22 protein-coding genes and 1 riboswitch are annotated in these 25064 nt (G+C 65.0%); of the genes, 11 read left to right on the top strand and 11 right to left on the bottom strand.

The genetic code is table 11. The features are described from left to right. Both LCM4576_RS29915 and LCM4576_RS29910 read right to left on the bottom strand, forming a co-directional pair. A partial coding sequence (locus tag LCM4576_RS29915; protein ID WP_131803321.1) for an ATP-binding cassette domain-containing protein occupies nucleotides 1–753 on the bottom strand: 753 nt, incomplete at its 3' end. 1 nt (nucleotide 754) lies between these two features. Next, complete coding sequence (locus LCM4576_RS29910; RefSeq protein ID WP_071036014.1) at nucleotides 755–1399, bottom strand: thiamine diphosphokinase; 645 nt, start codon at nucleotides 1397–1399, stop codon at nucleotides 755–757. Between the two features lie 137 nt (nucleotides 1400–1536). Then, nucleotides 1537–1642, top strand: a riboswitch (TPP riboswitch). 52 nt (nucleotides 1643–1694) lie between these two features. On the opposite strand from LCM4576_RS29910, the gene thiB reads away from it, so the two are divergent. From thiB to LCM4576_RS29890, 4 genes are all read left to right on the top strand, one after another. Beyond that, a complete protein-coding gene (gene thiB, locus LCM4576_RS29905) occupies nucleotides 1695–2696 on the top strand; it encodes a thiamine ABC transporter substrate binding subunit (RefSeq protein WP_407067411.1) in 1002 nt (333 codons plus the stop codon). A 221-nt stretch (nucleotides 2697–2917) separates the two neighbouring features. Further along, nucleotides 2918–4534 carry a thiamine/thiamine pyrophosphate ABC transporter permease gene (gene thiP / locus LCM4576_RS29900; RefSeq protein ID WP_071036012.1) on the top strand — a complete coding sequence of 539 codons (1617 nt, stop codon included), beginning with the start codon at nucleotides 2918–2920 and terminating at the stop codon, nucleotides 4532–4534. Continuing rightward, the gene (thiQ, locus tag LCM4576_RS29895; RefSeq protein WP_071036011.1) at nucleotides 4531–5319 is read left to right on the top strand and encodes a thiamine ABC transporter ATP-binding protein; all 789 of its coding nucleotides are present in this window, start codon (nucleotides 4531–4533) and stop codon (nucleotides 5317–5319) included. The genes thiP and thiQ overlap by 4 nt, the downstream gene beginning before the upstream one ends. Nucleotides 5320–5472: 153 nt before the next feature. Beyond that, nucleotides 5473–6942: a M48 family metalloprotease gene (locus LCM4576_RS29890; protein ID WP_071036010.1), complete on the top strand. Its 1470-nt coding sequence runs from the start codon at nucleotides 5473–5475 to the stop codon at nucleotides 6940–6942. A gap of 71 nt (nucleotides 6943–7013) precedes the next feature. Here LCM4576_RS29890 and LCM4576_RS29885 read toward each other — a convergent pair whose 3' ends face one another. Both LCM4576_RS29885 and LCM4576_RS29880 read right to left on the bottom strand, forming a co-directional pair. Then, complete coding sequence (locus tag LCM4576_RS29885; protein ID WP_071036009.1) at nucleotides 7014–8978, bottom strand: caspase family protein; 1965 nt, start codon at nucleotides 8976–8978, stop codon at nucleotides 7014–7016. A gap of 165 nt (nucleotides 8979–9143) precedes the next feature. After that, complete coding sequence (locus tag LCM4576_RS29880; protein WP_041000887.1) at nucleotides 9144–10007, bottom strand: RNA polymerase factor sigma-32; 864 nt, start codon at nucleotides 10005–10007, stop codon at nucleotides 9144–9146. 27 nt (nucleotides 10008–10034) lie between these two features. On the opposite strand from LCM4576_RS29880, the gene LCM4576_RS36430 reads away from it, so the two are divergent. The 4 genes from LCM4576_RS36430 to LCM4576_RS29865 all read left to right on the top strand — a co-directional run bounded on the left by LCM4576_RS36430 (nucleotide 10035) and on the right by LCM4576_RS29865 (nucleotide 12693). Then, nucleotides 10035–10313 (top strand): hypothetical protein, encoded by a 279-nt coding sequence (locus tag LCM4576_RS36430; RefSeq protein WP_131803320.1) that lies wholly within the window; start codon nucleotides 10035–10037, stop codon nucleotides 10311–10313. Then, nucleotides 10310–11083 carry an amino acid ABC transporter substrate-binding protein gene (locus LCM4576_RS29875; protein ID WP_071036008.1) on the top strand — a complete coding sequence of 258 codons (774 nt, stop codon included), beginning with the start codon at nucleotides 10310–10312 and terminating at the stop codon, nucleotides 11081–11083. Before LCM4576_RS36430 ends, LCM4576_RS29875 begins: the two co-directional genes overlap by 4 nt. 162 nt (nucleotides 11084–11245) lie before the next feature. Beyond that, entirely contained in the window at nucleotides 11246–11926 is a 681-nt protein-coding gene (locus tag LCM4576_RS29870) for an ABC transporter permease subunit (protein ID WP_071036007.1), read from the top strand. Then, nucleotides 11923–12693: an amino acid ABC transporter ATP-binding protein gene (locus LCM4576_RS29865; protein WP_071036006.1), complete on the top strand. Its 771-nt coding sequence runs from the start codon at nucleotides 11923–11925 to the stop codon at nucleotides 12691–12693. Before LCM4576_RS29870 ends, LCM4576_RS29865 begins: the two co-directional genes overlap by 4 nt. Before the next feature lie 79 nt (nucleotides 12694–12772). Here the strand turns inward: LCM4576_RS29865 and LCM4576_RS29860 are convergent, their stop codons facing one another. The 6 genes from LCM4576_RS29860 to LCM4576_RS29835 form a co-directional block, all read right to left on the bottom strand. Next, on the bottom strand, nucleotides 12773–13354 hold the full coding sequence (locus LCM4576_RS29860; protein ID WP_071036005.1) for a CarD family transcriptional regulator: 582 nt from the start codon (nucleotides 13352–13354) through the stop codon (nucleotides 12773–12775). Between the two features lie 372 nt (nucleotides 13355–13726). Continuing rightward, nucleotides 13727–14065, bottom strand: coding sequence for a ferredoxin FdxA (gene fdxA / locus LCM4576_RS29855; protein ID WP_071036004.1), 339 nt, complete (start codon nucleotides 14063–14065; stop codon nucleotides 13727–13729). 151 nt (nucleotides 14066–14216) lie between these two features. Continuing rightward, nucleotides 14217–14603 carry an RNA-binding S4 domain-containing protein gene (locus tag LCM4576_RS29850; RefSeq protein WP_071036003.1) on the bottom strand — a complete coding sequence of 129 codons (387 nt, stop codon included), beginning with the start codon at nucleotides 14601–14603 and terminating at the stop codon, nucleotides 14217–14219. Between the two features lie 151 nt (nucleotides 14604–14754). Continuing rightward, nucleotides 14755–18180, bottom strand: coding sequence for a helicase-related protein (locus LCM4576_RS29845; RefSeq protein WP_071036002.1), 3426 nt, complete (start codon nucleotides 18178–18180; stop codon nucleotides 14755–14757). 754 nt (nucleotides 18181–18934) lie between these two features. Continuing rightward, nucleotides 18935–19660 carry an acetoacetyl-CoA reductase gene (gene phbB / locus LCM4576_RS29840; RefSeq protein ID WP_071036001.1) on the bottom strand — a complete coding sequence of 242 codons (726 nt, stop codon included), beginning with the start codon at nucleotides 19658–19660 and terminating at the stop codon, nucleotides 18935–18937. Between the two features lie 121 nt (nucleotides 19661–19781). Further along, nucleotides 19782–20966 carry an acetyl-CoA C-acetyltransferase gene (locus tag LCM4576_RS29835; RefSeq protein WP_071036000.1) on the bottom strand — a complete coding sequence of 395 codons (1185 nt, stop codon included), beginning with the start codon at nucleotides 20964–20966 and terminating at the stop codon, nucleotides 19782–19784. A 306-nt stretch (nucleotides 20967–21272) separates the two neighbouring features. Here LCM4576_RS29835 and phaR point away from each other — a divergent pair, with 306 nt between their 5' ends. Next, the gene (gene phaR / locus LCM4576_RS29830; RefSeq protein WP_071035999.1) at nucleotides 21273–21866 is read left to right on the top strand and encodes a polyhydroxyalkanoate synthesis repressor PhaR; all 594 of its coding nucleotides are present in this window, start codon (nucleotides 21273–21275) and stop codon (nucleotides 21864–21866) included. Between the two features lie 204 nt (nucleotides 21867–22070). Here phaR and LCM4576_RS29825 read toward each other — a convergent pair whose 3' ends face one another. Beyond that, a complete protein-coding gene (locus LCM4576_RS29825; RefSeq protein ID WP_083361564.1) occupies nucleotides 22071–23213 on the bottom strand; it encodes a citrate synthase in 1143 nt (380 codons plus the stop codon). Between the two features lie 89 nt (nucleotides 23214–23302). Here LCM4576_RS29825 and LCM4576_RS29820 point away from each other — a divergent pair, with 89 nt between their 5' ends. Together LCM4576_RS29820 and LCM4576_RS29815 are read left to right on the top strand one after the other, a co-directional pair. Then, nucleotides 23303–24403 (top strand): citrate synthase/methylcitrate synthase, encoded by a 1101-nt coding sequence (locus LCM4576_RS29820; protein ID WP_071035997.1) that lies wholly within the window; start codon nucleotides 23303–23305, stop codon nucleotides 24401–24403. 378 nt (nucleotides 24404–24781) lie between these two features. Continuing rightward, nucleotides 24782–25064: patatin-like phospholipase family protein (locus LCM4576_RS29815; RefSeq protein ID WP_198540341.1), on the top strand; the 283-nt coding region annotated here is incomplete at its 3' end.

Raw genomic sequence — 25064 nt, 5'->3', positions numbered from 1 at the left:
CAATTCGCCGAGCCGGCGCATGTTGCGCTTGCGCCTGGCGGTCACGCCGTAGCGCAGCCAGTGCTCCTCGCGCACGATCTGGCGGCCGAGCTTGTGCTGCTCGCGCTCCTCCTCCTCCAGCACCTGGTCGCGCCACTCCTCGAAATGCGCGAAGCCCTTGTCCAGGCGCCGCGTCTGGCCGCGGTCGAGCCAGACGGTGGCGCGCGAGACGCGCTCGAGAAAGCGGCGGTCGTGCGAGATCAGGATCACCGCGGAAGAGGTGCGGGCAAGCTCTTCTTCCAGCCACTCGATGACCGAGAGATCGAGATGGTTGGTCGGCTCGTCGAGCAAAAGGATGTCGGGCTCGGGCGCCATGACACGGGCTAGCGCAGCGCGGCGCGCCTCGCCGCCTGAAAGATCGTTCGGCCGCTCCTCGCCGGTGAGGCCGAGATGTTCCATCAGATAGGTGGCGCGATGCGGATCGTCGGCCGGGCCGAGGCCGGCTTCGACATAGGCGCGCACGCTGGCGAAACCGTCCATGTCGGGCATCTGCGGCAGATAGCGGACCGTGGCCGAGGGTTGGCGGAAGACCTCGCCGTCCTGCGGCTCGATCATGCCGGCGGCGATCTTGAGCAGCGTCGACTTGCCCGAGCCATTGYGGCCGACCAGCGCGATCTTCTCGCCGGCGGATGCGCTGAGCGCCGCGCCGTCGAGCAGCGGCGTGCCGCCGAAGGTCAGTTTAATGCCGTCGAGGTTGAGGAGTGGCGGCGCCATATCAGCTTTCTGGAAGAGGATAAGGGTGGRCCAGAAGCAGCGCCCGGCCGCGCTCCAGCGCGATGCCGAGCCGCCCTTTGACCTCGTTTGATATAGTGAGCGAGGAGCCGAACGCCACCTCGACGCGGTCGAGCGGCCATTTGGCGCCGGTCACAGTCAGGCCGCCAAGCTCGGAGAAGCCGAGCACCGAAAACAAGGTGCCCTCATCATAGTCGAAGCTCGATTTGCCGGGCAGGATCGGAACGCCTTCCTGCGCGCCGCTCGTCAGCAGCACCCGCGTGCCGGCGGCGGCCAGCCGCACGGCCAGCGCCAGATGCAGGACGGCATGGTCGGCGCGCTTGCCGCCAAAGGCTCCGGCCAGCACCAGGCTGGTGGCGCCGCGCTGAAGCGCTTCCGCTATGGCGAGCTCTCCGTCGGTCATGTCCTTCTCGGCCGGGAAGACTTTTCGCGGAACGGCGGCGAGATCATCCGGCAGGTTGGCCGGCACCGAATCGAAATCGCCAACCCAGAGTTCCGGGACGATATCCAGCAAGCGGGCATGGCCGATGCCGGCGTCGGCGGCGATGACGCGCGAGCCAGTGATCTGGCGTTCGAGCCGGGGCGTGCGGATGAGTTCGCCGCCAAGCAGGATGGTGAATGTGCCCATGGGCGTCGCCCTTACCAGCCCACCGGGCGAAACGGAAGCCGGATGCAGTGCGCTTCGGTTGCGAACCCTGCCGGCGAACATTAGCTGCCCGGCAAAACTTCCGCTTGCGCGCCGCTTCGGCCGGGCCTATCTGTCGAAACGCTCTAACGGGGTGCCGGACGTGATCCGGCTGAGAGGCGATCAAGCCAACCCGCTGAACCTGATCCGGTTTGTACCGGCGGAGGGATTAGACGTTTCGGACCATCCGGCGCCTCAATTCCTTGTCACTCGAACGAAGGAGGCGCCGATGCGCGCAATGCTGTCCAATCTCATTCTCGCAACCGGCCTTGTTGCGCTTCTGGCGGGCGTCGCGCCTGCCGAGGCCAAGGACAAGCTCACCGTCTATACTTATGAAAGCTTCACCGCCGATTGGGGACCCGGACCGGCCGTGAAGAAGGAATTCGAGGCCGAATGCGGCTGCGATCTCGAATTCGTCTCGGTGGCCGACGGTGTGGCGCTGCTCAACCGCGTCAAGCTCGAAGGCGCCGGCACCAAAGCCGATGTCGTGCTTGGCCTCGACACCAATCTGACGGCGGACGCGAAGGCGAGCGGCCTCTTCGCGCCGCATGGCGAAGTCTCCGGGATCAATGTGCCCGGAGGCTGGAGCGACGACACTTTCGTGCCCTTCGACTATGGCTATTTCGCCGTCGTCTACGACACGCAGAAGCTGAAAGTCCCGCCGAAGAGCCTGAAGGAGCTGGTGGAAGGCAGCGGCACCGACAAGATCGTCATCCAGGATCCGCGCACCTCGACGCCCGGCCTTGGCCTGCTTTTGTGGGTGAAGTCTGTCTATGGCGACAAGGCGCCGGAAGCCTGGGCCAAGCTCAAGACCAAGGTCCTGACGGTGACGCCGGGCTGGAGCGAGGCCTATGGCCTGTTCACCAAGGGCGAGGCTCCGATGGTGCTCTCCTACACCACCTCGCCGGCCTACCACATGGTGGCCGAGAACACCGAGCGCTACCAGGCGGCCTCCTTCGAGGAGGGCGAATACCTGCAGATCGAGGTTGCCGGCATCACCACGGCCGGCGCGAAGAACCCGCTGGCGCAGAAATTCATCGCCTTCATGACCGGACCGAAGTTCCAGGACGTCATTCCGGAGACCAACTGGATGTTCCCGGCCGGCAAGACCGACAAGCCGCTCAACCCGGCCTTCGACAAGCTGGTGAAGCCGACCAAGACCTTGCTGTTCAGTCCTGAGGAAGTGGCGGCCAACCGCAAGGCCTGGGTGGATGAGTGGCTGGCGGTGATGAGCAAGTAGGGCTGCGATGCTTGCGCCAAGGCCCCCCTCTCTGTCCTGCCGGACATCTCCCCCTCAAGGGGGGAGATTGGCTGTCACGCCGACTTTCGCCAATCTCCAATGCTGCAGGACTAAGCGGGGCGTCGAAGCTGCTAATCTCCCCCCTAGAGGGGGAGATGGCCGGCAGGCCAGAGGGGGGCGCGAAGGAACGCGGCGTTCGCTGAATCTCAACAAGGTGCAGCGTGCACGCCACGCGTGACTCCCGCATAACCGCTGGCGTCATCGCTCTTGCAGCAATCGCCATCCTCATCGGCGGCGCCTTCGCCGGCCTCGCCATCGAAGGCGCGCATGACCTCTCCGGCGCTGCCGCCGCCTTCGACAGCTATCTCTTTCGCGTCGCCCGCTTCACGCTTTGGCAGGCGGCTCTCTCGACGCTCCTGTCGGTCGCGCCGGCGCTGCTCGTGGCGCGCGCCTTGTCCCGGCATCCAGCCTTTCCCGGCCGCCGACTGATCCTGCAACTGTTCACCGTGCCGCTGGCATTGCCGGCAATCGTCGCCGCGCTCGGCATATTGGCGCTCTACGGTCGCGCCGGGTACTTTGCCGGCGTCTTCGCCGGGCTTGGCGGCGGAGAATGGCCCGGCATCTACGGCCTCTCCGGCATCCTGGTCGCGCATGTCTTCTTCAACCTGCCCTTGGCGACGCGCCTGTTCCTGGAGTCGCTGGGCACCATTCCCGCCGACCAGTGGCGACTGGCGAGCCAGCTTGGGATGAGCGCCCGCCCGGCCTTCCGGCTGATCGAATGGCCGGTGCTGCGCGCGGCCTTGCCGGGGATCGCCGGACTGGTCTTCATGCTCTGCATCACCTCCTTCACCATCGTGCTGACGCTGGGCGGCGGTCCGGCCGCGACGACGCTGGAGGTCGCCATCTACCAGGCGCTGCGCTTCGATTTCGATCCCGCGCGCGCCGTGGTGCTGACGCTGTTGCAGATCGCGCTGACCTTCATCGTGGTCGTCGCTCTCACGCGGCTCGGCGCCAACGCCGTCGGCGACGCCAATCTGCCGGTGGCGCCGCGCCGCTACCTTTCGGCGGGCCGCATGGAGAGCGTGCTGAATGGCGGCCTCATCGTGCTTGCCCTGCTGTTCGTCGCCGGACCGATGGCGGCGACGGTGGTTTCAGGTCTGGAGGCCGATCTCGGCCGATTGGCGGGCGAGGAGGCGGTGCGCCGCGCGACGCTCACCAGCGCGGGCCTTGCTTTGCTTGCGGCGCTGCTCAGCGTGACCTTGTCGCTGGCGCTGATCGCGGCGCGGCGCGCGCTGGCCCTGCGGCGCCGTGCCGGCAGCGCCATGTCGCTGCTCGAGCACGCCGCCGACACCGGAGCCGGCTTCGTGCTCGTCGTGCCGCCGATCGTGCTTGGCGCCGGCTGGTTCCTGGCGTTGCGCAGCATCACCGATGTCTTCGCCATCGCGCCGGTCATGGTCGTCGCCGTCAATGCGGTGATGGCCATGCCCTTCGCCATCCGCGCCATTCGCCCGGCCTATGATGCGGCGAGCGAACGCCATGAGCGGCTTTGCCTGGCGCTCGGCATATCCGGCTGGACCCGGCTCAGCCTGATCGACTGGCCGTCGCTGAGGCGGCCCTTGGCCACCGGATTCGCCTTCGCCATGGCGCTGTCGCTCGGCGATCTCGGGGTGATCGCGCTGTTCGGCAGCGATTCCGTACAGACCTTGCCCTATCTGCTTTTGGCGCGCATGGGCAGCTACCGGACCGCCGACGCCGCGGGACTCGCCTTGCTGCTCGGCCTCGTCTGCCTGATGCTGGTGGTCGTTGCTGACTGGCTGGGGCGGGAAGGAAAGTCATGACGACGACGATCGACGGCACCGCCGCGCATAAGGGCCTCACCGTCACGCTGGATGGTATCGCGTTCAGCTACGGCGAATCTTCCTTCCGCTTCGATGCCGAATTCGCGGCGGGCAGGATCACCGCCATCATGGGGCCGAGCGGTTCCGGCAAGTCGACGCTGCTCAATCTGATAGCCGGCTTCGAAACGCCCGATGCGGGCAGGGTGCTGATCGGCGGCATCGACATCGGCGACACGCCGCCTTCGGCGCGACCGGTGTCGATGGTGTTCCAGGAAAACAATTTGTTTGCCCACCTTTCGGTCGAAGCCAATGTCGGACTCGGCCGCTCGCCGTCGCTGAAACTCGGCGAGGCCGACCGCGTTGCCGTCGCCGAGGCACTGGCGCGTGTGGGCCTGGCGGGCAAGGAAAAGCGGCTGCCGCGCGAGCTTTCCGGCGGCGAGCGGCAGCGCGTGGCGCTGGCGCGGGTGYTGCTGCGCGACCGGCCGGTCTTGCTGCTCGACGAGCCTTTCGCATCGCTCGGCCCGGCGCTGCGCGAGGACATGCTCGATCTTGTCGCCGGCATCCATGCCGAACGCGAAATGACGGTGCTGTTCGTCACGCATCAGCCGGAGGATGCGYGCCGCATCGGCCAGGACGTGGCATTTCTCGATGAAGGCACGATCGCGGCGGCCGGGCCGGCCGACGATTTCTTCGACCGGTCTGGACCGGATGCGTTCAGGCGCTATATCGGCGATCAAGGCGGCACCGTTGCCGGATCACAACATATTGCCCGGAAGCGGACATAATTTACGGCCAAACCGGCAACGGGTGATCCGGCGTTTGCTTGCCTTGTCCGGGGGAGTATGGCTAGGTCCGGCCATGCTGGTCCGGCTGGGCCGTGATTTGCCGAAAGATGTCGAAAGGAAGCCGATCTGTCGACCGGCACTGAGAAAGTGTGGATGAGGCCACTGGCACGATTTTTCGCGCTGGCGAGCGTTGCCGTGGCGCTTGCCAGCTGCCAGATGTTCACGCCGCCGGACGTGCAGGAGAGCGGCTTCCAGCCTTCCGACAAGCCGATCACCGTCGACAACGTCGTCGCCAACGCCAAGCTCGCCGAAATGGCGAAAGCGCAGCATCCACGGATTCTCGCCACCTATGGCGGCGAATATTCCGATCCTAAGCTGGAACGYATGGTGGCCAAGGTCGTCGGCAATCTGACGGTGGTGTCGGCCAACCCGACCCAGACCTATCGCATCACCATCCTCAACTCACCCAATGTCAACGCCTTCGCGCTGYCGGGTGGCTATCTTTATGTGACGCGCGGGCTGCTGGCGCTGGCCAACGATTCCTCCGAGCTTGCCGCCGTCATCGCGCATGAGATGGGCCACGTCACCGCCAACCATGGCCTGCAGCGGCAGCAGCTCGAGGCCGAGGAAGGCCTGGCGACCAAGGTGGTTTCCGACGTGCTCGGTGACAGTCCGACGGCCAAGGCGGCGCTGATCCGCGGCAAGCTGAGGCTGGCGCAATTCTCGCGCAACCAGGAACTCCAGGCCGACGCCATCGGCATCAAGTCGATCGGCGAGGCGGGCTACGATCCTTACGCCGCCGGCCGTTTCCTGCAGTCGATGTCGGCTTACACGGATTTCCGCTCGGTCAGCGGCGCCACCGACGCCAGCCTCGACTTCCTGGCGACGCACCCCAACACGCCACAGCGCATCGAGCTGGCGCAGCGCCTTGCGCGTAATTTCGGCCCGCCCGGCGTCGGCACGCGCGACCGCGACGCATTTCTGGCCGGCATAGACGGCCTGCTCTACGGCGACACGCCGGAAGAAGGCTATGTGCGCGGCCAGACCTTCATGCACCCCAATCTCGGCGTCTCCTTCACGGTGCCGGACGGCTTCGTCATCGACAATTCGGCGGCCGCGGTGACCGCGACCGGGCCGGGCGACATCGCCATCCGTTTCGATGGCGTGGCGATCGACAAGTCGGTCTCGCTCACCGATTACATCCGCAGCGGCTGGGTGGCGGGGCTCGAAGACRCCAGCGTGCGCCAGGAGACGGTCAACGGCAACGAGGCGGCTATGGCGCATGCCAGCGCGCAAGGCTGGCAGTTCGATATCGCGGTGATCCGCGCCGGCGGGCAGGTCTACAGGTTGCTGACGGCCGCGCCTTCGGYCAGCACCGCGCTGGACCCGGTCGCGCGCTCGGTCAGCGGCTCCTTCCGCGTGCTGAGCCCGGCCGAGAAGGCGGCGCTGAAGCCGCTGCATATCCGGGTCGTCACCGTCCAGGCCGGCCAGACGATGGGTTCGCTCGCGGCCCAGATGGTCGGCGTCGACCGCAAGCTAGACCTCTTCCGCGTGCTCAACGCCATGTCGCCCGGCGCCAGCGTATCGGCCGGCGACAAGGTCAAGATCGTCACCGACAGGTAGCGTGTCGCGAGTTCAGCCCGACCGGGCTCCGTCGGCTGCTTGAACAATCGCCCGGTCGGGAGCCGTTGTCGTCACAAGCCGTCGCTGCCGGTTTCGCCACCCTCACTTTGGCCACCACCGGTACTGCCGCCGCCGGCGCGATTGGCGCCCTGGTTGCCGCCACTCCAGGGTGTCCTCCCGGTTTCCGGCGGCACCGGCTTGACCGTTGGCGTTACTGGAACTGTCGGTGCGATGGTCTTCGGTTTCGACACGGGCACGCGGACCACCTTTACCTTCGTGATGACCTTCGGGGGCTTGCAAGCCATGACCGCGGGACGCGCGAGATGCGCCGCAAGGCCCAGGATGCCCATCGAGTACACGTCCTGCCGCTCCATGCCGGCCTTGAGGAAAGCCAGCGCGCGGTCCGGGTCGGTGGGTACGCCATTGCGGCCTTCCTTGAAGATCATCGCAAGGTTCTTCATGGCATCGACATGTCCCATCGCCGCTGCCTGGAGCAGCAGGTCGAGCCCCTTGCCGGTATCACGCTGGACGCCGAGACCGTCGAACAAAGCGCGGCCCCAGACGGCCATGGCGTAGGGGTCTCCCTTGTCGGACGCTGTCGAATAGAGGTCGTTCGCCTTCGCCAAGTCGACGGAGCCGATAGAGCCGAGCGCGAACAGGGCGCGGATATGTCCCTTGTCCGCGGCCTCCTGGATCGCCTGTCTGGCTTCGTCGATCCTGCCGGACGCCAGAAGCGTCCGCCCCAACTCGTAACGGAAGCGCGCAATGTCGGGATAGGATTTCACCGCCGCCTCGCAGGCTTCGACAGCTCCGCCGCCGATCTCGTTCGGCAAGCGGCCTGGGACGACACCCTGCAGGTCGAGCGGCTCGCCGGCGGCCTGGTCGCAAGGATCGACGTTTGGCGACAGCTTCACCGTCGCCTGTTTCGCGGCGCTGCCCGCGCGGATCTGGAAGCCGATGTCGACGGGAGCGGCCGAGCCGATCTGCGGCTCGTAGCGCAGATTGCCGACCTCGGCGGCCTTCAGGCTCGATTGCGGCGACAGCACGCGATCCGGCAGGGACAGCGTTCCCGTCGCCGGGTAGCTCGCAAGTTTGAGGCTGACGCCGGCATCCTTGGTGGGGAAATCCAGCTTCAGCGGAACCGGGCCGACGCCGACCGGGACGCGGATGTCGCGATTTCCAATCGCTTCGGCAGCGGCGGCGGCTTCGATTCCGCGCTCCGCCGTCTGCTGATCCTGCTCAGTGTCGGGCGGCGGCGCAGGTTGCTCGGTCCCGCGCATCAGCACGACGTCGTCGATCAGCGATGAGTTCTCCCACGGCACCTGCTTGCCGTTGGTCGCCTTGACCACATCGCGGCGCACGGCCGCCATCACCGAGCGTATCTCCTGGTCCGGCGTCAGCGCACGGCGGGAGAAGGCCGATGAAAACGGGCTAAGGTCGCCGGAGCCGTCGTAGGCGACCGCGCCCGGTTCGGTGGCAAAGGCAATCAGCGTGTTCTGCGAACCGGTTACCTGTGCAAGTCCGCTGTCGCCGGCGACGATCAACTGGTCGCGCAGCCAATAGTCCTTGCGTGGGAAGGGATTGTTGCGGCAGGCGTCGAGGATGACCATCTGGATCTTCGATCTCGAGCGCAGCTGCCGCAGTATGTCATTGACCTTGATGGCCTGGACTTCCATGTCGGCCGCATCTTTCAGCGACGCATCGACCGGGATCAGGAAGTTCTCCCCGCCGATCTGAAAGCCGTGTCCTGAATAATAGACGACCGCCAGATCGGCGCCGTCGGCCGCAGCCAGATAGTTGCGGAACTTCTCTTCGAACTGAAGCCTGGTGAGGTCCTTGGCCGCGAAGACCTCGAAGCCGGCCAGCCGGAATGTCTTCGATACATCCTCGGCGTCCTTGTCCGGGTTCTTGAGCGCCGGGATCTCGCGGTATTGCGAATTGCCGATGACGAGGGCAACCCTTCGATCGGCATGCGCTTCGAGCGTCGTGAAACCCACGAGGATCAAAGCAGCAAGGAGTGCGAAGCATCGCAGCATGGCAAATCCCCCATGTGTGATCTGGAGGCTTCAAAGGGGCCAATTGCGACGCAATGATCTGTTAAAGACCTCACAATCCGGAAGTAGGATGGAGGAAAATTGCTCCGGTGGCGATATTTTCTTATTTACTAATATCTTATCATCGAATTCGAGGGCTGATCAGCCTTAGGCGGCCTCCGCCAGAAATTCCGGGTTCTGTTTCACCAGGGCCAGCTTCAGCTTTTCCATGGCGCGGGCCTCGATCTGGCGGACGCGCTCCTTGGAGATGCCGAGCTGTTCGCCAAGCGATTCCAGCGTGGCGCCGTCATCGCTCAGCCTGCGCTCCTCGATGATGCGAAGCTCGCGGGCGTTGAGCGCGCCGAGCGCGCTTTTCAGCCAGACGGCCCGGCGCTGGACATCGATCCTCTCCCCGACGATCTCGTCGGGAAGCGGGTCTTCGGAGACCAGGAAATCCATCCGCTCGGCGGCGCCGTTCTCGTCGGCCAGGGGCGCGTTGAGCGAGCTGTCGGGCGAAGACAGGCGCGAATCCATCATCGCCACGTCGGCCTCCGGAACGCCGAGCGCCGCCGAGACCTCGCGGTAGAGGGAGGCGTTGGAAATCGGCTCGGCCCCGTTGGCAAGGCGGGCGCGCAAGCGCCTGAGATTGAAGAAGAGCGCCTTCTGCGCCGAGCTGGTGCCGCCGCGCACGATCGACCAGTTGCGCAGGATATAATCCTGCATCGAGGCGCGGATCCACCAGGTGGCATAGGTCGAGAAGCGCACTTCCCGCGCGGGCTCGAAACGCGCCGCCGCCTCGAGCAAGCCGACATGACCCTCCTGGATGAGATCGCCGAGCGGCAGGCCGTAATGGCGGAATTTCGAGGCCATGGAGATGACCAGGCGCATATGGGCGACGGTGATCCTGTGCAGCGCATGCTGGTCGTTCTCTTCCTTCCAGCGGAGCGCAAGCACATGCTCCTCGTCGCGCTCGAGATAGGGAGCCCTCATTGCCGCCCGGACCAGTGTCCGCCCTGCCGCGTCCTCGATCATGTCGGCTCCTTTGCCACGATTGCGCGTATGACGGTTGAAAAGACGCCGCCGCGCCCTACAACAGCCATGCAACGTGTCAGGCGCATGGATGGTTCCGCCGCCCGAGGGGGCAGATGTTGCCGGCGGGAACATTTTGTTATCGGCCAGGAAAAGCTGCTTGGCGGATTTTCGGTCGATTTGAGAATCAGATTTCTGGTGGAGCCGATATTTGAAATCTGGTTCCTTATTTTGCAGCCTTCTATCTGTCAGTTTCYGGCTCTCACAATCGCGCCGGGCACCGGTCAAAACGGGATCACAGAAAAATGAARTGGCTCAAACCGCTCCTTCTCGCCGGAACGCTGCAGGTTCTGGCGATCACCGCCGGCCATGCCGGCGCCAATCTCGACCAGATCAAGCAGGCCGGGGTGTTCAAGGTCGGTACTGAAGGCACCTACGCGCCCTTCACCTATCACGACGAGTCCAACGCGCTGGTCGGCTTCGACGTCGAGATCGCCAAGGCCATCGGCGACAAGCTCGGCGTCAAGGTCGAGTTCCTCGAAGGCAAGTGGGACGGGCTGATCGCCGGCCTCGACRCCAACCGTTACGACGCCGTCATCAACGAAGTCGGCATCACCGATGCGCGCAAGGCCAAGTATGATTTCTCCGATCCCTACATCGCTTCGAAGGCGGTGCTGATCGTGCGCGGCGACAACACAGACATCAAGACCTTTGCCGATCTCAAGGGCAAGAAGTCGGCGCAGTCGCTGACCTCGAATTTCGGCAAGCTCGCTGAGAAGAACGGCGCCGAGCTCGTCGGCACCGACGGCTTCGACCAGTCGATCCAGCTTCTGCTCACCGGCCGCGCCGACGCCACCATCAACGACAGCCTGTCCTTCCTTGATTTCAAGAAGCACAAGCCGGACGCCAATGTGAAGATCGCCGCGCAGGAAGAGAATGCCGATTATTCCGGCGTCATCGTACGCAAGGGCGATCCGGAGCTGGTCGCGGCCATCAACAAGGCGCTGGCCGACATCAAGGCCGACGGCACCTACCAGAAGATCGCCGACAAGTATTTCGGTCAGGACGTTTCGAAGTAAGCCAATCGTTCCTTTGTTCGGAAAATGGCGGGCCGTCAAAAACGGCCCGCCATTTTTTACACGACATTCATCGGGGCCGTCTTTGACGGCCCGGCGGTTTTTGCGTGATAGTCAGCCCATACGGGGGAACGCGCCGCCGTATCTGGAAGGGAGAAGCGCCCCGTGCCGCACTGGCTGCAATTGATGCTGGAATCATTGCCGACGCTGCTATGGGCGGCGCTGATCTTCACCGTGCCGCTGACGCTTTTGTCCTTCGCGCTYGGGCTGATCRCCGGGCTGGTGACGGCGCTGATCCGGCTGTTYGGCCCGAAGCCGCTGGTCGCGCTGGTGCGATTCTATGTCTGGATCTTTCGCGGCACGCCGCTTCTGGTGCAGCTCTTCCTGATCTTCTACGGCCTGCCCTCGGTCGGCATCCTGCTCGATGCCTTTCCYGCCGCCCTGATCGGCTTCACGCTCAACATCGGCGCCTATACCTCCGAGATCATCCGCGCCGTCATCGGCTCGGTGCCGAAGGGCCAGTGGGAGGCCTCCTATTCGATCGRCATGACCTGGAACCAGGCGATGYGGCGCACCATCCTTCCGCAAGCTGGCCGCGTCGCGGTGCCGCCGCTTTCCAACACCTTCATCTCGCTGGTCAAGGACACCTCGCTCGCGGCGGCGATCACCGTGCCCGAGATGTTCCAGGCCGCGCAGCGCATCGTCGCCACCACCTATGAGCCGCTGATCCTCTATGTGGAGGCGGCGGCACTCTATCTTGCGTTGAGTTCGGTGCTGTCGGCGCTGCAGGCGCGGCTGGAGGTGCGGCTCAACCGCTATGGCGGGTTCCTGGAGGCCAACGCATGATCGGCCTCACCGACATCGAAAAGCGCTTCGGCGACAATCTGGTGCTGAAGGGCGTCACTGTCAGCCTCGACGAGGGCAGCGTGACCGCGCTGGTCGGCCCTTCGGGCGGCGGCAAAAGCACGCTCCTGCGTTGCATCAACCTGCTGGAGATTCCCACGTGCGGTTCCCTGCGCATCGGCGACGAGACGCTTGCGTTCCATCCCGGCGTCAAGGTGCCGGCCAAAGACGTTCAGCGCATCCGCCTGCAGACCGGCATGGTGTTCCAGAATTTCCAGCTCTTTCCGCATCGCACGGCGATCGAGAATGTCATGGAGGGGCTGGTGACGGTGCTGAAATGGCCGGAGGCGCGAGCGCGCGAGCGGGCGATGGCGCTGCTCGAAAAGGTCGGCATGGCGCACAAGGCCGATGCCTGGCCGGCGACGCTGTCCGGCGGCCAGCAGCAGCGCGTGGCGATCGCCCGGGCGCTGGCGCCGTCGCCGCGCGTGCTGCTTTGCGACGAGYCGACCTCGGCGCTCGATCCGGAACTGGCGCAGGAAGTGGTCGACGTGCTCGGGCAGCTGGCCCGCGAAGGCACGACGATGGTGATGGCCACGCATGATCTGAGGCTCGCCTCCAAGATCGCGCAGGAGGTCGTCTTCCTCGATGCCGGCTCGATCGTCGAGAAGGGACCGGCCTCGGTCGTCTTCGACAATCCTGAACGCGAGCGGACCAAGCGCTTTATTGCCTCGCTGCGGCAGGAGGAAGCACAGAAGGACGCTGGCGTTTGAACTCAGGAGAAGAAAGAAGGCTCCCGAAACAAAAAACCCGGCCTCGGCCGGGTTTTTCGTATTCGATTGAGCGGAAAGCTCAGGCAGCTTCTTCCTGCTCGGCTTCCTCGTTGTCGGCCTTGGCGCCGCGCTTCGGACCCTTGTTGAGGTTGACCTCGATGAGGCGCACCGCCTCGGTCTCCGACATGCGGTTCACCGCGGCGATCTCGCGAGCCATGCGGTCGAGCGCGGCTTCGTAGAGCTGACGCTCGGAATAGGACTGCTCCGGCTGGTTGTCCGCGCGGTAGAGGTCGCGCACCACTTCCGAGATCGAGATCAGGTCGCCGGAGTTGATCTTGGCGTCATATTCCTGGGCGCGGCGCGACCACATGGTGCGCTTGATACGGGCGCGGCCCTGCACGACCTTGAGCGCGCGGTCGACATAGTCCTCTTCCGACAGCTTGCRCATGCCGATCGAGGTCGCCTTGGCGACCGGAACCTTGAGCCGCATCTTGTCCTTCTGGAAGTCGATGACGAACAGCTCCAGCTTGTGACCCGCAACTTCCTGCTCTTCGATCGCCACGATCTGGCCGACGCCATGCGCGGGGTAGACGATGAACTCGCCGGTCTTGAACCCGTGGCGGGCCGCGTTGGACTTCTTCTGCGGGGTGATCGTTGCCATTACGCCCTGAACTCCTTAGTTGTGCAGCCGGCATCATGCCGGCGCGAACCCATAGGGTCGGCGATAGCCGACCGTCAGCCGCGCAACAGGATGAACCCACCGGAAAAGCAGGGACCGGCATATCGCACGAATGCAACCGCCTGCCCCAGATCGCTCTGGTCCGGATCTAAAAGCTCACCTTTCAGTGATTTGGGGCGTTAGCGCCATAAATCGACGTCGTGTCACCGGCATGTTTCGCTTATGTAACACAAAAAGTCGGAAGAATCAAGGTTTTGCTGCGTTCGCTAACGCCAAACGAGGTCGCTGCCTGTCAAGACAGTAATTGTATCGGTCCCGTTACGTCGCGTCAGGCCGGTGTTGCCGGCACCAGCATCAATCGCCTTCGCCGGGCTCCGCCGAGAAATATTTCTCGAACTTTCCGAGCTCGCCGTYAAAGGTCTTGGCGTCCGCYGGCGGCTCTTTMTTGGCGGTGATGTTCGGCCATTTCTCGGCATATTCCGAGTTGATCTGCAACCATTTGTCGAGACCGCCCTCGGTGTCCGGCTTGATCGCGTCGGCCGGGCATTCGGGCTCGCACACGCCGCAGTCGATGCACTCGTCGGGGTGAATGACGAGCATGTTCTCGCCTTCGTAGAAACAGTCGACCGGRCAGACCTCGATGCAGTCCATGTATTTGCATTTGATGCAATTGTCGGTCACGACATAGGTCATCGCAGGCTCCGGAACGTCCCGATTTGCTCGGCTTTTTCAAGTTGAGGTAACGCCTTTGCCGRCTGCTTGCAAGGGCAGGGCATTCGGGCGCTGTCGGCATCGGGAAAAGGAAATCCAACGGTGCCGCCGCCGGCGGTACGGTCGACCTTATTCAATCGTCGCCGAGCAGGCGGTCGGTCTGCCGCCGCTCGCGTTTGGTCGGGCGGCCGCTGCCGGCCTCACGCAGTGCCGGAATGGCGTCCGGAACCGCTCCGCCTTTGGGCGTCGGCGCCGGCRACATGTCCTCGTAGAGCAGCCGCGCCTCGTCGGCCGGGCCGCGCCGCGTGCCGCAATTGACCACCTTCCAGACCAGGATGCGGCCCTCGAGCGTGATGGTCAGCACGTCGCCGGGCTTGACCAGATCCGAGGCCTGCGCTGCTTTGTCGCGATTGATGCGCACGCGTCCGGCGACGACGATTTTCGCCGCCAGCGAGCGCGATTTCACCGCGCGCGAGAAGAACAGCCATTTGTCGATGCGCTGGCGGCCTTCTCCAACCATCGCGGCTAGCTTCGTTGGAGCATGATCTCGCCCGAAAACCGGTTCCCACTTTTCGCTGACGCGGTCCTTCGGTTCGGGATCATGCTGTCTCTTCGTTGGAGCATGATCTCGCCCGAAAACCGGTTCCCACTTTTCGGGATCATGCTCGCGCCTATTTCTTCAGCTGGTCGCGCAAGGCGGCGAGCTTGGCGAAAGGCGAATCCGGGTCGAAGCGCTGCGGGCGTTCCTCGCGCGGCTTGCTCTGGAAGGCCGRCTTGCCGCCAGAAGCGTTGCCCTTGCCGTCCTGCCTGTTGCCTTTCCAGTCGGGCCGGCCGTCGCGGCGGCCCCCGCCCCCTTCGTGACGATCCGGGCGCTCGCCTTGCGGCCTGCCTTCGCGCCGATCGCCTGTCTCCGGCCTCGGCTTGAACTTCGAGCGGTCGAAGCGCGGCTTGCCGGCGCCGTCGCGGCGGCCTTCATGCGCCGGCTTGTCGCCGGGCATGCCGCCGGCGCCTGCCTCGCGTGAGGGTTGGCCGCCGCGCGGGCGATTGTCGCGGCGGTTGTCATGACGGTGACGCGGGCGCTGATGGTCGAAACGCGCCTGGCGCCACAGAAGGACAGGCTTCGGTTCCTCGGCTTCGGCCGGAGTTTCGCCGGTGGCGGCGTTACCCTCCCCCTCGTGGGGAAGGTCGGCGCGCAGCGCCGGGGCGGGGGGAGTGCCGGCGTCGGTGGCATCGGCACCGCCTGCATCGTCGGCGCCGTCACCCCCACCCGCGTCGCTTCGCGCCGCGACCTCCCCCATCGAGGGGGAGGTAGGCGCCTCGGCGGTTTCGGCCGCCTCAAGCGCCACAGTGATCTCTGCGGGGTGGGCCTCTTGCGTGATCTCGGCCGCAGCTTCCGCCAGCTCTCCCGGGACAGGCTCCGCCGCCACTTCCGCGACGGCTTCAGCCGAAGCTTCGGTTACGGGTTCGACGACGGCCGACTCCGAACCGTCGGCTGATGTCTCAGCAACCGTGTCCGTCGTCGCAACTTCAGTCGCCGTTGCCGGCGCGGCACGCGCCGCTTCTTCCGCGGCGAGCTTGGCCGCGGCTGCTTCGCGGGCGGCGTCGTCCAGCGCGTCGAGCTTCGCCTTCACCTCGGCGGCAGGCCTTGCCTCGGAGCGATAGCCGAGACCTTTGAGGATCTCCTCCATGTCGTCGGCCGTGGCGCCGAGGATCGACATCATCGGCGGCGTCACCATGAAGGCGTGGCCGTCATAGGCGCCGTCCGGACGCTGGCCGAGGCCGGGCTTCCAGTTGGTCGCCGGGCGGATGAGGTCGGCAAGCCGTTCGAGGATATCGACGCGCACGGCGCGGCGGCCGAGATTGCGGTAGCCGGCGAGCTTGTAGAAGGTCTTGTCGAAGGCCGGATCGATGACCACCGAGGTGCGGCCGGAGGCCAGCGCATGCACCACGTCGCCGAAACCCGGCTTGTCCTTGCCGTCGTTCTTGAGCGCCCACAGCAGCGTCACCAGTCCCGCCGGCGCCGGCTTGATCAGCGCCGGCACGAAGACATGGTAGGCGCCGAAGCGCACGCCGAGGCGGCGCAACGCGGCGCGGCCTTCCTGGTCGAGCGACTTCATCTCTTCCGCGATGTCGCGGCGGTTGATCAGGCCGAAATGCTCGACCAGCTGGAAGGCGATGCCGCGCGCGATGCCGGTGATCTGGTCGGCATTCTTCAAGTCAACCAGCGCCTTCAGCAGCGACTCGATCTGGAAATTGACGAAACGCTCGGCACGCGCCGCGACCTTGTCGCGGGCAGGGCCGTTGAGCTGCTCGTCGGCAAGCAACACCAAGCGCGGCTTCAGCGCCTCGTCGCCGGCGACCAGCGTGCCGATCGGCGCGCCGATCCAGCGTAAGATGCCGTCGGAGCCGAGCGCCAGGTCGCCATTGGCGCAGGCGGCAAAGCGTTCGGCGCGCGCGTCGAACTCGGCCGCGAGCGCCTTCTGGGCGGCGGTGCGCACCGCCTTGGCATCCTCGCCGCCGGCGCTCTGGTCGGCGGTGAAGCGGAACCCTTGCAGCTCGCCGACGTGATGGCCTTCGACGAGGACGGTTCCGGTAGGGCTGATTTCGGCTTCAGGCATGGTATTTTCTCTAAGGCGCCGCATGAGGACGGAAGTCCTGCGGTCTACGAAGCGTTTCGTCAACCGCTCATGCAGCGCATCCGACAATCTGTCTTCGATTTCGCGCGTCTTTTCCTGCCAGTGTAGCTGATCGGCCAGCCAGCCGGGCCGGTTGGAGACGAAAGTCCAGGTGCGGATCTGGGCAATCCGGTGCGACAGCGTGTCGATATCGCCGTCCGTCGTGTCGGCGCGCCGCACCTGCTCGGCCATGTAATTCTCATCRACATGGCCATGGCGCGCAAGGTCCATGTAGATGGAGGCGATGAGGTCGGCATGCTGGGCCGGCGCGATCTTGCGGTAGTCGGGAAGCGCGCAGGCTTCCCACAGCAGCGCGACGCGCTCCTTGCCGGTGGCCAGAGCGCGGATGTCGCCGTCCTTCGACAGATGCTCCAGTGCCTGCGCGTCCACGGCCGGCAGCGCGCGGGTCAGGCCCTCGACAGGCGAATTGGCCTCGATCGAGCGCTTCAACGCATCGAGGCTGGAAAAGTCGAAATCGGCGGTGCGCCATTGCAGCACCTTCACCGGGTCGAAGTCGTGCGCCTCGATCTTGGCGACCAGATCCTCGTCGAACGGATCGACCTGGCCGGTGACGCCGAACGTGCCGTCGCGCAGATGCCGGCCGGCGCGGCCGGCGATCTGGCCGAGCTCGGCGGCGGTCAGGTTGCGGTATTGGTAGCCGTCGAACTTGCGGTTCTGGGCGAAGGCGACATGCTCGAGGTCGAGGTTCAGCCCCATGCCGATGGCGTCGGTGGCGACGAGATAGTCGACGTCGCCGGACTGGAAGATCTCTACCTGGGCGTTGCGGGTGCGCGGCGAGAGCGCGCCGAGCACGACGGCCGCACCCCCTTGCTGGCGGCGGATCAGCTCGGCGATGGYATAGACCTCGTCGGCCGAGAAGGCGACGATTGCGGTGCGTCGCGGCAGCCGGGTGAGCTTCTTCGAGCCGGCATAGGCGAGATGCGAAAGTCGCGGCCGCGTCACCACCGACACACCCTTCAACAGGCGCTGCAGGATGCCGTGCATGGTGGCCGCGCCCAGAAGCAGCGTCTCCTGGCGGCCGCGCAGATGCAGGATGCGGTCGGTGAAGATATGGCCGCGCTCGAGATCGCCGGCGAGYTGCACCTCGTCGATGGCGACGAAGGCGGCGTCGGTCTCGCGCGGCATCGCCTCGACGGTGCAGACCGAATATTTCGCGCTCRCCGGCACGATCTTCTCCTCGCCGGTGATCAGCGCCACCTTGTGGGCGCCGACCTTCTCGCAGACGCGGGCATAGACCTCGCGGGCGAGCAGCCTCAGYGGCAGGCCGATGATGCCGGTCTCATGCGCGACCATGCGTTCGATGGCGAGATGGGTCTTGCCGGTGTTGGTAGGCCCCAGCACGGCCGTCACGTCGCGGCCCGAAAGGATCAGCGGCTGGGAGTGTTTCGGCTGGATATTCATCGGCTCGGAAATAAGTGTTTCTGCCGCTTTGATTGTTCAAGCATGATCTTTCTCCGAAAACCGGTTCCCGCTTTTCGGGATCATGCTTTTGGTCGGAAGCGCGGCGCCGCCGCGTGTGACAGCCGACACATAGGGATTTAGGACGCCGAGCGAAAGCGGAATGTTCTTCCGGGAGCAGGCGGGAATGCGAGCACCGGTCAAAACCGGCTGCTGTTAACGGCTGGAACGAGTCTGGAACGAATCAGCGACGAATCGCTGACTCACCCTGATTCAGGTTTTGTTCACGGCTATATGTGGATTTTTTGACGACGAGTCGCACCACATGCTGAATCGGGAAATTGGCCCGATTCATGCCTAGCCTCCGTTGGAGCCGGGCTGTCGTTAACCTTTGCCGGTGAACGATCGCGATCGACTCGGGGTGCGTCGTCAAGGTTATGAAATTGTTGAGCTTTCTTAATTGATTTTAACGATTTCAGCGATGTTTGGGCCGTCCGCCGTTAATCTTTCGGCCAAAGCCAGAACGAATCGGCGACGAATCAGAGAAGGGCAAAGTTTCCTGGTTTGTTCACCCCTAGATATGGTGTTGTCCACAGCTTACCCACCGAGGATTCACAGCTTGTCTTAGGGTTTATGCACAGAGTGCGGTCGCGGCCGTTAACTTTTGCGTGCCGGATTGAGGCAAGGTGTCACGCCGGCTATGCCGCTGGCGAAAAAGGCGGCTCCGGTGCCGGAGCCGCCTTGGCGACAAATGATGTCAGGAGAAGTACTGGCCGCCATTGGCGGTGATGGTCGAGCCGGTGATGAAACCGGCTTCGTCGGAAGCGAGAAAGATGACGCAGCGCGCGATCTCTTCCGGTTCGCCGAGACGACCGACCGGGATTTGCGGGATGATGCGCTCGTTGAGCACCTTCTCGTCGATCGCCTTGACCATGTCGGTGGCGATATAGCCCGGACAGATGACATTGACGGTGATGCCGGCCCGTGCCCCTTCTTGCGCGAGCGCCTTGGAGAACCCGATATCGCCGGCCTTGGCGGCCGAATAGTTGACCTGGCCGGCCTGGCCCTTCTGGCCGTTGATCGAGGAGATGGTGATGATGCGGCCGAACTTGCGGTCGCGCATGCCGCTCCACAAAGGATGCGTCATGTTGAAGACGCCGGAAAGGTTGGTGTCGATGACTTCCTTCCACTGCGCGGGCGTCATCTTGTGGAACATGGCGTCGCGCGTGATGCCGGCATTGTTGACCAGCACGGAGACCGGGCCGAGATCGRCTTCGACCTGCTTGATGCCAGCGGTGCAGGCCTCGTAGTCGGCGACGGACCATTTGTAGACCGGAATGCCGGTCTCGGCCTTGAATTTCTGGGCCGCCTCGTCATTGCCGGCATAGTTTGCCGCGACCGAATAGCCGGCGTTCTGCAAGGCGACCGATATCGCAGCACCAATGCCGCGCGATCCGCCGGTGACGATTGCTACTTTGCTCATGTGGTCCTCCCTTTTTGGTCACTTGAGGCGAATAGGGAGTAGCGAATAGCGAATAGGGATCCGATGTCCCRCTGCGCTGACGCCGTTCTTCCCTATCCGCTGCTCCCTATTCGTTATTCGCTCACAGCGCTTCCACGCACATAGCGACGCCCATGCCGCCGCCGATGCACAGCGTGGCAAGGCCCTTCTTGGCACTTCTGCGGCGCATCTCGTGGACCAGCGTGTTGAAGATGCGGGCGCCGGAAGCGCCGATCGGATGGCCGATGGCGATGGCGCCGCCATTGACGTTGACGATCGAGGGGTCCCAGCCCATGCCCTGGTTGACGGCGCAGGCCTGCGCGGCGAAAGCCTCGTTGGCCTCGACGAGGTCGAGATCCTTGACCGACCAGCCGGCCTTTTCCAGCGCCCGCTTCGAGGCGGGAATGGGCCCGGTGCCCATGATCGCCGGATCGACGCCGGCGGTCGCCCAGGAGGCGATGCGCACCAGCGGGGTGATGCCGCGGCGTGCGGCCTCGGCCTCGGTCATCAGCAGTGCGCCGGCGGCGCCGTCGTTGATGCCGGAGGCATTGGCGGCGGTGACCGTGCCGTCCTTGTCGAAGGCGGGCTTAAGCTTGGTCATGGCGTCGAGCGTCGCGCCGTGACGGATATATTCGTCCTGGTCGACGATGGTGTCGCCCTTCTTGCCTTTGATGGTGAAGGCGACGATCTCGTCCTTGAACCTGCCGGCCTTCTGCGCGGCCTCGGCCTTGTTCTGCGAAGCGAGCGCGAACTCGTCCTGGGTTTCGCGGGTGATCTGGAACTGGCGGGCGACGTTCTCGGCGGTATTGCCCATGTGATAGCCGTTGAAGGCGTCCCACAGGCCGTCCTTGATCATGGTGTCGATCATCTTGTAGTCGCCCATCTTGACGCCGGCACGCAGATGCTCGGCATGCGGCGACAGCGACATCGATTCCTGGCCGCCGGCGACGATCACCTTGGCGTCGCCGGTGGCGATCTGCTGCATGCCGAGGGCGATCGCGCGCAGGCCTGAGCCGCAAACCTGGTTGAGGCCCCAGGCGGTGGTCTCCTTCGGCAGGCCGGCGTTGATCGAGGCCTGGCGGGCCGGGTTCTGGCCTTGAGCGGCGGTCAGCACCTGGCCGAGGATGACCTCGTCGACCTCCGTCGCCTCGACCTTCGCGCGCGCCAGCAATTCCCTGATGACGACGGCGCCGAGCTCATGCGCCGGCGTTGCGGCGAAACTGCCATTGAAAGATCCGACCGCGGTGCGGGCGGCGCTGGCGACGACGATTGAATTGGAAGCGGCCATTTTCTTCTCCAGACTTCGAGGTGTCGTATTTTAGGCTATCGTTGAAGACTTTTCTTGCCCGTTCAATGACCTGAGTCAAACCGGAAATGGGCATGGCCGCCATGCGCGGCAAGCAGAGCGCGCGCCAGTCGCGGTAACGTGACGTYGGCCATGCGGCGGATTTTGCAATGGCTGTGCAGCATTAATTGATGYCGCAGTGCACAAACCGCTTGGAATTGTGACGCTTTTGCGCGTATCCTCGATTGAGGGCGCAATCGTTACCGGCCGCTTACTCCGAAAGGTGCCGGTGTCCTGGGGAGGATACGGATGGCCRCAAAAGACGACCCGATCGTCATCAAGAAGTATGCCAATCGCCGGCTCTACAACACCGGCACCAGTACCTATGTGACGCTCGAGGACTTGGCCGAGATGGTCAAGAAGGGCGAGGAGTTCAYGGTCCAGGACGCAAAGACCGGCGACGACATCACCCACCCGGTGCTGACGCAGATCATCTTCGAGCTGGAGAACAAGGACGGGCAGAACATGCTGCCGATCCCGTTCCTGCGCCAGCTCATCTCCTTCTACGGCGATCAGATGCAGATGATCGTGYCGAGCTTCCTCGAACAGTCGATGATCGCCTTCTCCAAGGAGCAGGAGCGGTTCCGCGAGCAGATGAAGGGCGCATTCGGCAAGACGCCGATGGACATGATGAAGACGCCGATGAAGGCGCTCGAGGAACAGACGCGCCGCAATGTCGAGATGTTCCAGAACGCCATGCGCATGTTCACGCCGTTCCCGCCCGCCGGCGGCAATTCCGCGGCTCCTGCCGAGCCGCCGAAGAAGGAAGAGAAATCCGACGATTTGCAGGAACTGAAGGCGCAGATCGCGGCCATGCAGCGCAAGCTCGACACGATGTCCTAGAGTATGCCGATATTCGGGTGAGGCCGGCCTGCGAACGACGGCTGCCTGCGCTTCCGGTGCTCACGTACTTTAAGTACGCTCCGCTCCGGTTCTCGGTAGCCATCGTTCTCGACTCGGCCTGACCCGAATCTCGGCACACCCTGGCGCGCTTTACCGCAAGGCAAAGCGCTAAGCGCTTCACCGTAATAGACCCATCGGCGTTCACTAAGTGCCGACCGGCCCGTCGTAACGGGCGCGCGGCCGGATCAGCCTGTTGCTGGTCACCTGCTCGATGGCGTGCGYCGTCCAGCCGACGCTGCGGCCGAGCGCGAACAGGCGGAACGGCGCGTCGGCCGGCAAGCGCAGGCTGCGCGTCATCGCGGCCAAAGCGAAATCGATGTTCGGATGCAGGCCGGTCGCGGCAAGCACCGCCTTGCGCAACCGCGACAGCCCGTCGTCGATGTCGAGGCCGGAGAAAACGCCCTCGGCGCGCGGGTCGCCTTCCGGATAGAGCGGGTGGCCGAAGCCGGGCAGCGGCCGGTCATGCGCCAGCCAGCGGGCGACCGCTTCGTCCGCGCCCAGCCGCTCCGCGTCCTCGACCAGCGCGATCGCCGCGGCACCCGCGCCGCCATGGCGCGGGCCGGTCAGTGTCGCGAGACCGGCGAGCAGGCAGGCGGCGACCGGCGCGCCGGTGGAGGCCGCGACGCGGGCTGCGAAGGTCGAGGCGTTGAGCTCGTGATCCGCCAAGAGCACCAGCGCCTTGCGGATGAGATCGGCGCCGGCGGCTTCCACCGACCAGCCTTGCGCCAGCCTGATGTGCACGGGTTCGGAGCCCGGCGTTGCGCCGAGCGCCGTTGCCAGCGAGCTGGTTGCGGCGGCGCCGTCCTGCTGCAGCATGGCCGGCCTGCGGCCGAGCGAGGACCAGCCTGCGGTCGCAAGCGCCGAGAGCCTGGCGAAGGCGGTCGGCGTGCCGCTTTGCCGGGCGGCTGACGGCGTCAGCGAAGCGAACGACACCGGATGGTCGGAGGCCCACAGCAGCGCGGCGGTCTCCTCGAGCGTCGCTGTCGCCGAAAATTCCACCGCGTCCTTGCCGCGATAGACGAGGCGGCCATGCAGCACCGTCGAGATCGAGGTGGCGATGGCCGGCTCGCCCCAGGCGATGGCGCTTTCGGCGATCGCCTGCGGGCTCCTTCCGCGGTCGCGGCGCGTGGCAAGCGCTGCGATGTCGTCGGCGCGGTATTGGCTGCGGCGCGGGTCGGCTTCGTCCGGCTTCATGCCGATGCGACCGCGGCTGACATAGGCATAAAGCGTTTGCGGCCGGACGTTCAGCCGCTCCAGCGCTTGCTCCCGCGTCAGCCACTCCGTCATCTGCCGCCTTACGTTGATTATCTTGATCAAGATTGATGCATTGATTGCGTAGCATTAATTGCAAAGCGCAAAAGATCAAGGAGACGATCATGGCGAATGGGCTCGATGATGTTGTGGCGGCCGACACGGTGCTTTCCGATGTCGACGGCGTGGGCGGGCATCTCACCATCCGCGGCCATTCGCTGATGGAGCTCGCTGGCCGCTGGCGTTACGCGCAAGTGGTGCATTTGCTGTTCGACGGTTTCTTCGACGAGCTTCCCAGCGATGCCGAGTTGGAAAAGGCGATCGGCAAGGCGCGAGTGGAAGTATTTGATCGTGTGAAACCGATGCTCACCCAGCTTGCGTCGCTCGATATTTACAGCGGCATGCGCGCCGGCATGGCTATCCTGCCGGACGGCGACGGACTTGCCGACGCGCTCAGGCTGATCGCGGCGCCGGCGGTGCTGACGCCGGCCCTGCTGCGCCTTGGCCGGGGCGAGACCCCGATCGTTCCCGACGAAAAAGCCGATCATGCCGGCGATATGCTCAGGATGCTTGCCGGCACCGCCTCGCCGGCGCTTGCCAAGGCGTTGGACAGCTATCTGGTGACGGTCTGCGACCACGGCCTCAACGCCTCGACCTTCGCGACCCGCGTGGTGGCCTCGACGCAAGCCGGGCTGACCTCGGCGATCCTAGCCGGGCTCGGCGCGCTGAAGGGCCCGCTGCATGGCGGCGCGCCGGGGCCGGTGATCGAGATGCTGGACGCCATCGAGGCCAGCGGCGATGCGGCTGCCTGGCTCCGCAACGAGATCGCGCATGGCGAGCGCATCATGGGCTTCGGCCATCGCATCTACCGCGTGCGCGACCCGCGCGCCGACGCGCTGAAGGCGGTCGTGCGGCAGCTCGGTTCGCGCAATGAGGCAAGCAGCAAGGAGATGGGCAGCCGGCTGGTCTTCGCCGAGACAGTGGAGCAGGCGGCGCTCGAAGTGCTTCGCGTCGCCAAGCCGCAGCGTTCGATCCAGACCAATGTCGAGTTCTACACCGCGCTTCTGCTCGAAGCGGTCGGCTTCCCGCAAGAAGCATTCTCCAACGTCTTTGCCGCCGGCCGCGTTGCCGGCTGGATTGCGCACGCCCGCGAGCAGCAGGCAACCGGACGGCTCATCAGGCCGCAGTCGCGCTATATCGGGCCGGTGCCGGATCTGGTGGCTTGAGAAGCCGTTCCTCGCCCCCGCAACGCGGGGGCGAGGTGGCCCGGCGAAGCCGGGACGGAGAGGGGGACGCCGGTGGTGAAGCGACATTCCCTGCAAGTGAGGCGCCCGGCGAGCCCTCGATATCCACAAACAGCTCTGGGTAGGGACCTCCGGCTGCCGCGAAGACCCCTCTCCGTCCCGGCTTCGCCGGGCCACCTCTCCCCACTTTCGTGGGGCGAGGAAGGAGCGTCTCGCGGTCGAAATTTCATTCGATCACGCTTGTGTGTTCGTGTTCTTGCCTTGGTCCGCCCTTATATGCTGCACTGCAACATAGGCAGACGGAACCCTGTCCCTCGCGATGACGCAGGGGCAGGCCGGCGCATCGAGACAAGGAACGCCATGGCGAAGAACGGCAAGGCGGAGGACAAGAAGAAGATCAACGTCGCGCTCCAGGGCGGCGGCTCGCATGGCGCCTTTTCCTGGGGCGTGCTCGACCGGCTGCTGGAAGATGGGCGGCTTGAGATCGCGGCGGTGTCCGGCACCAGCGCGGGCGCGATGAACGCGGTGGCGCTGGCCGACGGGTTCGTGCGGGGCGGCGTGGAAGGCGCGCGCAGGAAGCTCGACGATTTCTGGCGGGCGGTGGCCTCGAAGGGCCGCTTCAGCCCGGTGCAGCGCATGCCCT

This window comes from Mesorhizobium sp. LCM 4576 (assembly GCF_001854815.1).
Classification (GTDB): Bacteria; Pseudomonadota; Alphaproteobacteria; order Rhizobiales; family Rhizobiaceae; genus Mesorhizobium; species Mesorhizobium plurifarium.
This window is presented reverse-complemented; position numbering and strand designations above follow the sequence as displayed.

What these genes read in the sequence shown, in the direction of transcription:
- thiB (WP_407067411.1), top strand. Translation starts at nt 1,695, where the DNA reads ATGCTGTCCAATCTCATTCTCGCAACCGGCCTTGTTGCGCTTCTGGCG.
- LCM4576_RS29885 (WP_071036009.1), bottom strand. Translation starts at nt 8,978, where the DNA reads ATGCTGCGATGCTTCGCACTCCTTGCTGCTTTGATCCTCGTGGGTTTC.
- LCM4576_RS29880 (WP_041000887.1), bottom strand. Translation starts at nt 10,007, where the DNA reads ATGATCGAGGACGCGGCAGGGCGGACACTGGTCCGGGCGGCAATGAGG.
- LCM4576_RS29835 (WP_071036000.1), bottom strand. Translation starts at nt 20,966, where the DNA reads ATGGCCGCTTCCAATTCAATCGTCGTCGCCAGCGCCGCCCGCACCGCG.
- LCM4576_RS29820 (WP_071035997.1), top strand. Translation starts at nt 23,303, where the DNA reads ATGGCGAATGGGCTCGATGATGTTGTGGCGGCCGACACGGTGCTTTCC.